Here is a 12582-nt window from a genome sequence, read left to right on the forward strand (position 1 = left end):
TTAGTCTTTTATTTGCGCCGGCCCTGCTTCCTGTTTCGATTTATAAATCAAAGCTGCGATACCGGCGGCTAACAGGCTTTCTACCAGGAAGTATATTAGCTGCATGGACAACATGGTAACGTTGAAGAAAGATCCGACGGGAACATGCCTGGCATATTGGAGCAAAAACAGCAGGTGACTTATCACATCTGCTATTAAATAAGTAATACCAGTAAATACAATAGCATTTTTGAATACCTCATTTTTCTGTACAGAAGCATGGGTACGTACTAAATATCTGAAGGTAACAAAGGTAATTACGGCAATACTCACAATGGAACCTGCAATGGGTATGATGCGGGTAAACCTGGAATCAGCGTAATCAATATACCTGCGTTCAAGAAACATATTGATAACCTGGGAATGGAGGGTGCTCAGCATCAGCAGTATCATGACCGATTTGGCGATGTACAGGGTTTTCAGGTTGTTTCCCTCCGCTGTATTGGACCGGTATTGCAATAGTAAAAAGAAAATGAGGAATACAGGATAAATAAAGTAGTTGGATGTCCCGTTTATGCCAAGGTCACCGCTGTATATAATCAACTGATCGAGTACAAGCCAGCACCCTCCGCAAACCCACGCAATGATTTCCATGGCACGGCTTTTAGTCCTGAATACAAGGATAGAAAGTACAAGACCAATCAATAATATCAGCAACGCCGCGCCGCCCAGGATTAACAAAATGAAAATGGAGTCAGAATACATAGTTATTTGGTTTAACGTCGCGAATATAATAAATGCCCGCTGTAAGGATCATCCGGCAATATAAATAGCACTTGTGGATGATGAAAAAAAATTATATGTCAGACGGCATGTGGAGTTTAGCGGGATTTATGGAAGATTTAACGTTTTTGAGACATTTCTCTTCTTTTTCTTCTAATTGATTGAATTTGAAATAATTGCAAGGTACAGCTCCCTTTGTAGCAATTATATCACCACTGGCGTCATATTAGCGCGGTGATAAATGAACTGACTCCTGGTATATTCGCTCCCAGTAAGTGTTTTCGACTGCCTTACCTTTGAAAAACAGGCAGCAGGCGGCGTTGATATATTTTACTAAATATTTATATTATCGGGCGCTGAAAATCCCCTCAGCAGGGGCAAGATGGAAAACTAATTGGGTGTTTCACTATATAAGCGTAACTTGGGTCCAATTAATAAATTAATATAATGCAACAAGGAACAGTTAAATTTTTCAACGAAACCAAAGGATTTGGTTTCATTACTCCATCTAACGGTGGCCCCGATATCTTCGTTCATATTTCTGGTACTACCAGCGAGCTGCGTGAAAACGACAAAGTAACGTACGAAGTAGAAAATGGTAAAAAAGGATTAAATGCAGTTAACGTAAAAGTTATCTAATTTTATATATCTTACTCATTGGAAAAAGTATGCCGGATGGCATACTTTTTTTTTGTGCCTGGTTGCAGCTGATACGCCCTTCCCCCAAAATGCGTTTTTGTTTGTAAATTTGAATTTTACAAATCCTGCCAATGGACATCGCAACGCTTAACGACTTTTACAGGCAAACTGCCGCTGCAGGAAGCGGGGATCCCGGTTACCTGTTGCCCGATGGCATCACCCGGGAAATCGGTCATTTTAATGTTTTCAATATTGCCGACCTGGTAGAACGGATGAAGGACAAAGGTCCTATGCCTTATAATCGCCGGGCCTATTATAAAATAAGTCTTATTTGCGGTCGCAACATAGCGGAGTATGCAGATAAAGTGATAGCGATTGAAGACTATGCCTTATTGTTTGCTACGCCTAAAGTACCTTATCATTACGTACCGCAGGACTATAACCAGTCCGGACATTTTTGCATTTTTACCGACGAGTTTATGACCCGCTCTAAAAGCGGGGTGGTACTGGACGAACTCCCGATCTTCCAGCCAGGCGGTTACCCGGTGTTCAGGATTACCCCAGAAGAGAAAGATGAAATAGCCGCTATTTTCCGCAAAATGCAGAAAGAGCTGGTTTCTGACTACGGGTATAAGTACGATCTGCTGCGGAATTACCTGATGGAACTCATACATTACGGACAAAAACTGCAACCCGCTACTGCGCAATACCCGGCGCACAATGCAGCTGCCCGCGTTACTTCGCTGTTTATAGAATTGCTGGAAAGACAGTTTCCGATCGAATCACCCCAACAACAATTACGTTTGCGTACCGCAAAGGATTATGCTGATGTATTGTCGGTACACGTAAACCACCTTAATAAAGTATTACGGACAAACACCGGCAACACCACTACTGCCCTGATCAGCGGCCGGGTGATCAAGGAAGCCAAAATCCTGCTCAAACAAACGGATTGGAATATTTCCGAAATCGCCTATTGTCTCGGCTTTGAAGAAATTGCCCATTTCTCCAACTTCTTCCGTAAACAAACCCACCTGTCGCCGCTATCTTTCCGGGGCTGATCCCTGATTTGAATTTTGCAAACATCAGATTGATATTTGCAAATGAAAATATCGCCGGTTCACTGACCTTTGTTGTATTGATTTTAAACAATACAACCATGAAACTAACAGGCAATAAAATACTGATTACAGGTGGAGGCAGCGGCATTGGCTTAGGGCTCACCGAAAGATTTATCCAGGAAAACAATACCGTTATTATCTGCGGAAGACGCGCATCCGCTTTGGAAGAAGTGGCCACCCGGTTTCCTGCAGTGATCACAAGGGTTTGTGATTTAGCGGTAGAAGCAGAAAGAGTGGGACTCTACAACTGGGTAGCTGAGCATCACCCGGATGTAAATGTCCTGGTAAATAACGCCGGTATTCAACATTGGATGAAGATAGACGATCCCGGTTTTTATGAACGTGCCAAAACAGAGATCAGCACAAATATTGAGGCACCTGTTCATTTAACCGCGCTCTTTGTTCAATTAGCGTCCCTGGATACGATTATCAACGTTACCTCTGGTTTGTCTTTCGTACCGTTTACAAAAGTGCCGGTATATTCCGCTACAAAGGCATTTTTTCATTCCTTCACCCGTTCTGCACAGTACCTCCTGCAATCTAGGAATATTGAAGTGATTGAAATGATTCCTCCTGCCTTAAATACTGACCTCGGTGGAAAAGGATTGCATGATGCAGCGCCGCCGGTAAGTGATTTTATCAACGCCATATTTCAACAATTGAAAGATGGTAAAACAGCACTGACGTTTGGTTTCAGTGAAGCAATGGCAAAGGCCGGTCCGGAAGAAGTAACTGCCGCTTTTAACCGGTTGAATGGTCACGCAGGATAGTGAAAGCCGGATAAATTGAAGTATATTTCCCCGTTGCCAGGATCTTTGATGATCCTGGCAACGGGGAAATTTTTTATGCGATAAACCCAAAAAATGGATCAGATAAAAGCGGCCTTATTTGGCCTGGCCGTGGGCGATGCGCTCGGCGTACCAGTGGAGTTCAGAGAAAGAGACAGCCTTAGTAAATCGCCTGTAACCGACATGCGCGGTTATGGATCGCATAACCAACCACCCGGCACCTGGTCGGACGATAGTTCCCTGGCGTTTTGCCTGGCGGATGCTTTAACTGTTGGTTTTGACCTGTCATTGATCGCGCAGAATTTTGTGAATTGGCGATACCATCAGTTCTGGACGCCGCACGGAGAAGTATTTGATATCGGTATCACCACTTCGGAGGCGATTTACCGGCTGAAGAACGGCGCCGCACCAGCAACCGCAGGAGGATTTTATGAAGATGAAAATGGGAATGGCTCGCTGATGAGAATTTTACCCCTGCTATTTTATCACAGGAATAAACCCGTTGAAGAAAGATTTGAACTCACAAAACTGGTTTCTTCGATTACACATGGGCATATGCGTGCCGTCATTGCCTGCTTTTATTATCTGGAATTTGCCCGGTTAATCCTCGGGGGAAAGAACAAACTGGAAGTATTTCTGTCTCTCCAGCAAACCCTTCCCGGTTTTATTCAACAGGTGGGTATCCATCCTGGTGAAATAGCAAAATTCAATCGCCTGTTAAAAGAAGACCTGCAGTTTGCCCCTGAGTCTACCATCAGTAGCGGCGGATATGTATTGCATACGCTGGAAGCCAGTATCTGGTGCATATTGACAACAGATAACTATACCGATGCGGTGTTGAAAGCGGTGAACCTCGGCAGGGATACGGATACCACAGGGGCGGTTACAGGCGGACTGGCAGGGTTGATATATGGGCTGGATGGCATTCCTGGAAAGTGGATCAATCAGCTGGCACGGAGAAAAGATATTGATATGTTGGCGGAACGAATGGCAGCGGCAGGGCAATAAGAAGAAGGTACTTCATATAATTGCTACTAACGGTTAGGGATATATGTTCCTGGATAATGGGGAATATGGCGCCGCTGCCGGTTTATCCCGATGTTAAATATACGGTTATTTGGGAAGCCGGAGCCACTGTTGGCCCCGGCTTTTTTTTGTTGATAAGCAGAACCGGTATCAACCGTTAACTATAATGTTGTTACTGTTTTTTCCGACAGGGTTTTATTATAAATTTTCAGATCGCTGATGTAACCTTTGAAGCTGTTGCCAGCGCCTCCGATATATTGCAACGGGAAGAACAAAGTTTGTACGATGGCTATTTTGCTTTTGGATTCAGGGAACTGTTGTACACGTCCTTCCATTTTTTCCACTAATACGCCGTTTGCATACAGGGAGGTACCTTTGTTATTCCCAATTATCACCAGATGCGTCCATTTATTTTCAGGAATGGTATAATTGAATGAGTAATGATAGTTTTCCCTGGAGAAGCCCAGCCTTCCGCTTGTTTGCTGCTTTAGTTTTACTACTGCATCTTGTGAGGAGAAGAGCACCGCATCGGGCTTATTATTTTTTTCAGGCCATACATAAAAAGATACCGTATAGTCGTAACCGATACCAATCGTATTTGTTTTGACGTAGCTATCCGAAGCTTCTAAATGAACTGCCTGTCGGCCTTTATATTTTCCTGCAGCAGCATGATGGAAAACCAGCTGGTTGTTTTTATCTGCAGAAGATGCTGACAGCGGCAGCAGGGAATCGGTGTTCAGCTTACCGCGTATATTCAGGCCGGGGCCTTCGCCAATAGCTGTTGCATGCCTGGAAAAGGTATCATAGCTCAAGCGTTGTTCTTTGCCTGTCCACATTTTTTCTGCGAGCACCTGCATAGCTGGAAACACCCTGTCATGCACATCTTTTTCGGTGATACCATTACCGGCATGATCATTCCATACAGCAAAAGATCCGCCTTTTATCTGGGGGTTGGTTTCATCAAATACCTGGTCGCCGATAACAGCGGGCGTCCATTTATTGTAAAGATTTTTGGTGTTAAGATAGTCGTAGTAATAGCCGGCAGCGGGCACTATATAAAGCCATCCGTCGGGTGTGCTGATAACGTCGTATCCCAGTTGCAGCATTTCCTTTGGATCGGCATAGCCATTGTACCATAGGTTCATGGTAACGCCTTTGGTACGTACCTGTGTATTGCCCTTATTGTTGGTGAGTGAACCCCACAGCCTTACTTTTTTGCCATACTGTTGTACCAGGTCGATATAGTGGTTCATGAAACTGCGGAATTGTTCTGATTCGGCTTTACTGTATTCATCAGTTCCTATATGTACTTCATCGCCTCTGAACACCGGGTTAGGGCCTTGCAGGTATTCTTTGAATACATTGTCTATCACCTCGTAAGTTTTTGGATTATAGAGGTCGAGGTGATCCTTACCATATTTACTGCTGCCAATTTCAGGAAAAACTTTGGTGAAAGCGAGCGAATGGGCAGGGACGTCTATTTCCGGGATGATCTTCACGCAGAAGCTGTCGGCCAGTTGCTGTAACGCAATAAATTCGGCTTTGGTATAGTGTCCGTCCTTTGCCGTCAGGGAAGGGTAAGTGCTGCTTTCCAGCCTGAATGCGCTATAGGTGCTGTCCCAGTTGTTATGAAAGAATTGTTTGAACGCAGCATCATTCAGGTGTATATGGAAGTCGCTCATTTTATAATAAGACATGAACTTTACGTACTCACGCAGAAACGCCATGGAGAAGAATTTCCGGCCAACGTCCAATACGAATCCTCTTACCGGCCAGCGGGGAAAATCGGTGATGTTGCCCCGTGGAATGCTGTGTTGCTGCGATTGTTCCAGGAGCTGGAGTATTGTTCTTGTTGCCCAGAAACAGCCTTTGGGCTGTCCGCTGATACGGATGCTGTTGTCAATTACCATGCGGTAGGCTTCTGGCCCTTGCGCAGTATCGGTTGTAACTGTAAATAAGATATCTCCTTTCTGAGGAACGGGGTTTTCGCTGACCTCTACTTTGACCGGTAAACCGGGATACTTTTCTGCCAGATCGTTCTTGAATATCGTTACGTAAGGTTGAAGGGCTTGCTGATCCTTTGAGCTCAGCAGTATTTTTACATGTGCAGGAATGATGTAACTGCCGGTATCTCCCTGCCAGGCATGTACAGCCGGTATCGTGAATGGTATGTCGTTAACACGGCTCTGTGCAAAAACGCTGCGAAGCGGCAGGAGCAACAGTAAAAGCTGTAAGCAGCGAACGGAAAAATACTTAAGGAAATACGCTAAGGTTAATTGTTTTTTCATTTGTTCATTTTTCTGAAATAACCGGAATAAAATATAAAAGAGAATTGTTCATTGTTCACTCTTCCCAGGAATATAGATGGCCTGGAGAATTTTGGCTAAGATATCAGCATTATGGCAGGTAAACAATGATTAATAAAGATTCTGCCTTGTTTTTTATGTTGCAAATTACCATGATATCTATGACCCCCGAAATCTGTTTGTGCAATGCAAATAAAACATCGATGTTTGTTAATATACTGGCGATATTAACGATGTCAATAGCGTATATTTAGCCGTTTGCAATGTTTAAAACACGTGATAAAATCGTAAAATGAGAAAGCTATTTGTTCCTCTTCTCTGTTGTATCTTCTTGTTTCTTTCCCTGGTTGTTACTTCCCTGCAGGCACGCGCCGGTACAGGTATTGGATCCGGCTACCGCTTATGGTATATGAAACCCGCAGAGAAATGGGAAACACAGGCCCTGCCCATTGGCAATGGGCGAATGGGAGCCATGTTATTTGGTGGGATTAAAAAGGAAAGGGTACAGTTTAATGAACAGAGTTTATGGGGTGGTGATAATAACTGGGATGGTGAGTATGAAACCGGTGATCATGGTTTTGGCTCCTACCGGAACTTTGGTGAGTTTGTTGTTGATTTCAATCAGGCTAACGCTGCAAACGGATATTATCGCGCACTCGATATTCAGACTGGTGTTCATACTACCTCTTTTGAAATAGGCGACATCCGTTATAATCGGGAAGCTTTTGCCAGCCATCCTGACCAGGTAATGGTGTTCAGGTATACCGCCAGTAAAAAGGGCGCCTTGTCGGGTAAAATTTCGATGCAGTCGGCACAGGGAGCGGTAAGCGTTGCTAATGCTGATGGATTGGGTTTTATGGATGAAATGCCCAACCATCTGAAGTATGCAGCCAACATGCATATTGACCATGAGGGAGGTAATATTTTGGTAGAAGGTAATACCTGGGTGTTTGAAAAATGCAATACTATTACCATTTATCTCGATGCGCGTACCAATTATAAACCAGATTATCAGTCCGGTTGGCGCGGGGCAGATCCGGCGCCGCTGGTTAAACAGGAAATAAGTAACGCGCGGAAAAACAGCTATCAAACGTTAGTCAGTCGCCATACAAAAGATCTTACCCGCCTTACTAAAGCAGCTTCCATTGATATTGGGAAAACGGATGCTGATGTGTTGTTGCTGCCTACTGATGTTCGACTGGAAAAATATGCTGCAGGCGCTGTTGACCCTGACCTGGAAGAAACCTTATTCCAGTATGGCCGTTATTTGCTGGCCAGTTCTTCGCGTACAGGCGGACTGCCGGCTAATTTGCAGGGTTTGTGGAATGACAGTAACACGCCGCCATGGGCAGGTGATTATCATAATAATATCAACATCCAGATGAATTATTGGGGCGTGGAATCCACCAATTTATCGGATTGTCATTTGCCTTTAATTGATTTTGTGAAGGCTTCCCTGGAGCCCTGCCGAATCGCTACCCAAAAAGCATTTGGAAAAAATGTGCGTGGTTGGACGGCCCGTACCAGTCAGAATATTTTTGGTGGCAATGGCTGGGAATGGAATATTCCTTCCAGTGCATGGTACGCGCAGCATGTGTTTGAACATTGGGCCTTTACAATGGATAAAGCCTATTTGCGTACAACTGCTTATCCTATTTTGAAAGAAGTGTGTGAATTTTGGGAAGACCGATTAAAGAAAATGCCGGATGGTAAGCTGATGGTACCCAATGGTTGGTCACCGGAGCACGGTCCCCGGGAAGATGGTGTGATGCATGATCAGCAATTGGTATGGGATCTTTTTCAAAACTACCTGGATGCTGCAAAGGCACTGGGTATTGATGAAACATACCAGGCAAAAGTAGCAGATATGCAGGCGCATCTTGCGCCAAATAAAATCGGCAAATGGGGGCAGTTACAGGAGTGGCAGGAAGACAGGGACGATCCGGATGATCAGCACCGGCATACTTCCCACCTGTTTGCTGTATATCCCGGCCGCCAGATCAGTATGACGCTTAGCCCGGACCTGGCGAAAGCCGCCATTATTTCTTTACGGAGCCGCAGTGGTAATTACGGGAAAAGTGAAAACACGCCATTCACTGTAGCGTCCACTGTGGGCGATAGCCGCCGCTCCTGGACATGGCCCTGGCGTTGTGCGCTTTGGGCGCGTCTCGGCGAAGGCGAAAAGGCAGGCATCATGGTACGCGGACTACTTACTTATAACACCATGCCCAACCTCTTTACTACCCACCCGCCATTCCAGATAGATGGTAACCTCGGTATCACCGGCGCGGTGGCGGAGATGTTGCTGCAAAGTCATACCGGCGAAATTCACTTGCTGCCGGGTATACCTGCCGCATGGGCTGCCAATGGATCTTTCAAGGGACTGAAAGCCCGCGGCGGATATACAGTTGACTGCACCTGGAAAAACGGGAAAGTTGTAAAGTATAACATTACTGCTGCTAAACAGGAGAAAGTATGGGTTCGGGTAAATGGCGAAAGGATACAGGTGGAGGCGAAGAAAGGATAAGCAGTATTTATCTTCACAATTGGTCAGTACGTTTTTGAAATAGTCAACATTTATTAAAAATATAAAGCCCGCATCAGCGGGCTTTATATTTTTAATAAATGTTGACAAAACTCATCCATTGGAAGTGGCGGCTGCAGAAGATCGGCATCTCATTTCATATAATGTTTAATATATATTAAAAAAGTATTTGTTGCTAAAAAAAAGAAGATATATATTTGCCGGGTGTATTCGTGACGAGTTTTAACCCTAATCTTTTGAAGACCGTTCAACCAATAGCGAAACGTAACATTTCTGTCTTTTAGCGAGGACTAACCTTACATCTATTTTTGGGAGCTCACTTTTTCGTGTTGTATCATAAGATACCAAACATAGGAATCTATCCTTATGCATATACAAAGCAGAAGGCATTTCTTAAAAAATGCCGCTATTTTATCTCCTGTATTTACCTTTCTGCCCTCTTACCTAACGGCCGGAGCACAGTCGAAATTTCGTATCGCGTTCATAGGTGCTGGTCCCTGGGGACAGCAGTACCTGAAGCAGGCACTCCAACACAAAGATCTGGATGTAAGAGCAATTTGTGAAACCGATCCTGTTGCCATCAACAAAAGCCTGGAACTATTTAACCAGGCAGGTTATTTTCAGCCGGACATTTACCACAACGATTACAAAACGTTACTCTCCCGCAAGGATATTGACGCTGTTGTTATTGCGGCGCCCTGGCACCGGCACTACAGTATTGCGAAAGCAGCGATGCTGGCCGGTAAGCATGTTGCCTGCGGTTCCATAATGGGGACTACCTTTGAAGAACACCAGGATATTGTTCGTATCAGTGAGCGCACACGTTGTCAATATTTCACACTGGACGAGCATAGTTACCGATCAGACCTGCTGGCCATAACCAATATGGCGCACCAGGGAATTTTCGGTGAACTGGAATCCATACATGCCGGCGCCAGTCACCATGTACTGCCAGCCACACATGATAAGACGGCGCTGTCGTATCCCGTTTACCCGGCAGCAGCAGTTGCCAGGATACTTGGCCTGCAAAAGGAGAATACATACGTATCCCTGCAGGTAATACAGCAAAAGCAGCAATACGTGATTAACAAACCTCTTCCCAAAAAAGAGCATACACGTTTGTTCTTTGCTTCCGGAGATGTCAGTGCTATTTGTCTCACCACCCAGCAGGGACAAAAGGTATGGCTGCAAATGGATGCGGGAGAAACGCAGCCTGTATCCACTGGGTTCCATGTGAATGGCAGCAATGGCTCCTGGGTAGATCTCTTCAATCGCATTTATCTGAAAGATAATAATCCTGTTAACCAGGTTTGGGAACATGGAAAACCCTATATACATCAATATACACAGCAGACAGATTTTTCACGTTACAAACAGGTAGAGGAAGGCAATGGTTATGCAATGGCGTTGCAGGATTTTGCAGGTGTAATGCAGCAGCGCGATGAGCTGTCTGTATATACGGCTGCTACCAACAGCATCATCGCGCCGATGGCCGCACTTTCTGTACAGGGTGGAGGAGCAACGGTGCAATTTCCGAAATTTAGAAAACCCCGGTATGAAAATTAAACCCTCAATAGAATAAACCCTTATTAAAATAAACCCTCATTAAAATTTAATCTATGGATCAACCGCTATTAGCCGCGATTATTCTATTTGCCGGCAATTTCGCACCAAGAAGCTGGGCGCTTTGCTGGGGTCAGATTATGAGCATTGCTCAGAACACCGCGTTATTCTCCCTGTTAGGTACCACGTTCGGCGGTAATGGACAAACCACTTTCGGATTGCCGGACCTGAGAGGCCGTTTCCCGCTGGGTACCGGCCAAGGCCCCGGATTGCCTAACATTAACCTGGGTGAAATATCCGGTACACCCAATACCACGCTGGTGATCACCAACATGCCTGCACACAATCATACGGGTACTATTGCTTCGGCATCTGTGGCCCAGGCTGCAAGTGCTGTTGCTGCTACCACCAATACGCCCAGTAGTACCGTAGTACCAGCTGTGCTGCCGGTTTTTGGTGCTGGTCCAACTGCCCAGCAGATCAAAGGTTATGCAGCTCCCGACAATACTACCTTCCTTGCGCCTACCACTAATGTAACAGGTACGGTGAACGTTGGCATCGCAGGCGGCAGTCAGCCATTCAGCATCATGAACCCTTACCTTGGTATGAACTATATCATTGCCATACAAGGTATCTTCCCCAGCCGTAACTAAGAACTTATATGCCATCAGCGCTTTCTATTGGGTTCCTTACTCCCTATTCAGGTGTATATCCTGCCTGGTCCGCTCACCTGGTAACAGGGTGGTTGCTGGGTATGGGATTAGATCCTCTGCGGCAAAGAACCGTGCAGTTTACATCAGAGTATACCCATATGGGAAGCGCTCGTGCATCTGTTGATGCTGCCCGCAAACTGCTTTTCTTCAACAATGTGGATATATTGTCTGGTTTGATCAGCTATAAAGTAGCGCCGGATATTATCCCACTCGTGGAGAATGCGAAAAGACCGGCTTTCTTTTTTGACATGGGGGAGTATATTCCTCATTTCCCTTATCTCAGTCCTGACGTATTCTACGCGTCGCACCAGTTGTGGCAATCGGAGTATGCATTGGGAAAGTGGGCGCACAGCCATTTTGGAGATGGAGGCCACTTGATCATGCCGTTATATGAAGCGGGTTATCACCTGCATAGTGCATTCAGAGAAGGTGTAACGGCAGCAGGCAGTACCCGGATGAGTTTTACGGTATTACCGTACGATGAGAATGATCCAAAAAAAATGGAGCTGGACGAGCTCTTTACAAAACTTGCCAAAGACCCCCCACCATATATACACGCCATCTTTGCCGGCAACATGGGCACACGTTTTCTCCAAAAATGGATCCAAAGCGGTTTCCATAAAAAGATCCCACTGCTGGTAAATGAAACAATGGCTTATGATGATATATTGGAAGACATTAAACACATTGACCTGGAAATCTATACATCCATGATGTGGATGCGTGAAGACCAGCGAAAGGCGAATCAGCTATTTGTAAAGAAGTTCGAAAGTACGGCACAACAGCCGGCCAATATCTATGCATTGATGGGTTATGAGGCAGGTTTAATATGGCGGGAATTGCTGCCATATGCCAGCAAAAAAGATTGGGAAGCTGTAAAACAGCAACTCCGCACCGGTACGATTGAAGGCCCCAGAGGACAAAAGAATTTTTACCCGGCATCGGGCTTTGCCCTGCCTGCAGCTAATATTCTCAAAATAACGACTACCAATAATAAGATAAACAAATTAATTCTTGATCAGGGAGCAGGCATGCGCTATGATGCGAAAGAATTTGAAATGATTCATAACGAATCACTGACCGGCTGGCAAAACCCTTTTCTCTGCATTTAACAGTTTT

General features: G+C 45.1%; 10 protein-coding genes. 8 read left to right on the plus strand and 2 right to left on the minus strand.

Annotated features, from left to right (window positions below; translation table 11 throughout):
• Positions 1–744: a hypothetical protein gene (locus KE626_RS10490; protein ID WP_211972848.1), complete on the minus strand. Its 744-nt coding sequence runs from the start codon at positions 742–744 to the stop codon at positions 1–3.
• Between the two features lie 465 nt (positions 745–1209).
• On the opposite strand from KE626_RS10490, the gene KE626_RS10495 reads away from it, so the two are divergent.
• The 4 genes from KE626_RS10495 to KE626_RS10510 all read left to right on the plus strand — a co-directional run bounded on the left by KE626_RS10495 (position 1210) and on the right by KE626_RS10510 (position 4318).
• Positions 1210–1401 (plus strand): cold-shock protein, encoded by a 192-nt coding sequence (locus tag KE626_RS10495; protein WP_211972850.1) that lies wholly within the window; start codon positions 1210–1212, stop codon positions 1399–1401.
• Positions 1402–1532: 131 nt separating this feature from the next.
• The gene (locus tag KE626_RS10500) at positions 1533–2462 is read left to right on the plus strand and encodes a helix-turn-helix domain-containing protein (RefSeq protein ID WP_211972851.1); all 930 of its coding nucleotides are present in this window, start codon (positions 1533–1535) and stop codon (positions 2460–2462) included.
• 98 nt (positions 2463–2560) lie between these two features.
• Complete coding sequence (locus KE626_RS10505) at positions 2561–3292, plus strand: SDR family oxidoreductase (protein ID WP_211972852.1); 732 nt, start codon at positions 2561–2563, stop codon at positions 3290–3292.
• Between the two features lie 93 nt (positions 3293–3385).
• The gene (locus KE626_RS10510) at positions 3386–4318 is read left to right on the plus strand and encodes an ADP-ribosylglycohydrolase family protein (RefSeq protein ID WP_211972854.1); all 933 of its coding nucleotides are present in this window, start codon (positions 3386–3388) and stop codon (positions 4316–4318) included.
• Positions 4319–4497: 179 nt separating this feature from the next.
• Here the strand turns inward: KE626_RS10510 and KE626_RS10515 are convergent, their stop codons facing one another.
• Complete coding sequence (locus KE626_RS10515; RefSeq protein ID WP_211972856.1) at positions 4498–6624, minus strand: family 20 glycosylhydrolase; 2127 nt, start codon at positions 6622–6624, stop codon at positions 4498–4500.
• 310 nt (positions 6625–6934) lie between these two features.
• On the opposite strand from KE626_RS10515, the gene KE626_RS10520 reads away from it, so the two are divergent.
• The 4 genes from KE626_RS10520 (at position 6935) to KE626_RS10535 (ending at position 12575) form a co-directional block, all read left to right on the plus strand.
• Entirely contained in the window at positions 6935–9169 is a 2235-nt protein-coding gene (locus KE626_RS10520) for a glycoside hydrolase family 95 protein (RefSeq protein WP_211972857.1), read from the plus strand.
• A 384-nt stretch (positions 9170–9553) separates the two neighbouring features.
• On the plus strand, positions 9554–10753 hold the full coding sequence (locus KE626_RS10525; RefSeq protein ID WP_211972858.1) for a Gfo/Idh/MocA family protein: 1200 nt from the start codon (positions 9554–9556) through the stop codon (positions 10751–10753).
• 53 nt (positions 10754–10806) lie between these two features.
• Positions 10807–11403, plus strand: coding sequence for a phage tail protein (locus KE626_RS10530; RefSeq protein ID WP_211972859.1), 597 nt, complete (start codon positions 10807–10809; stop codon positions 11401–11403).
• An 8-nt stretch (positions 11404–11411) separates the two neighbouring features.
• A complete protein-coding gene (locus KE626_RS10535; RefSeq protein ID WP_211972860.1) occupies positions 11412–12575 on the plus strand; it encodes an ABC transporter substrate-binding protein in 1164 nt (387 codons plus the stop codon).
• The last annotated feature ends 7 nt before the right edge of the window (positions 12576–12582 follow it).

It is taken from the genome of Chitinophaga hostae, from assembly GCF_018224885.1.
Lineage (GTDB): Bacteria > Bacteroidota > Bacteroidia > Chitinophagales > Chitinophagaceae > Chitinophaga > Chitinophaga hostae.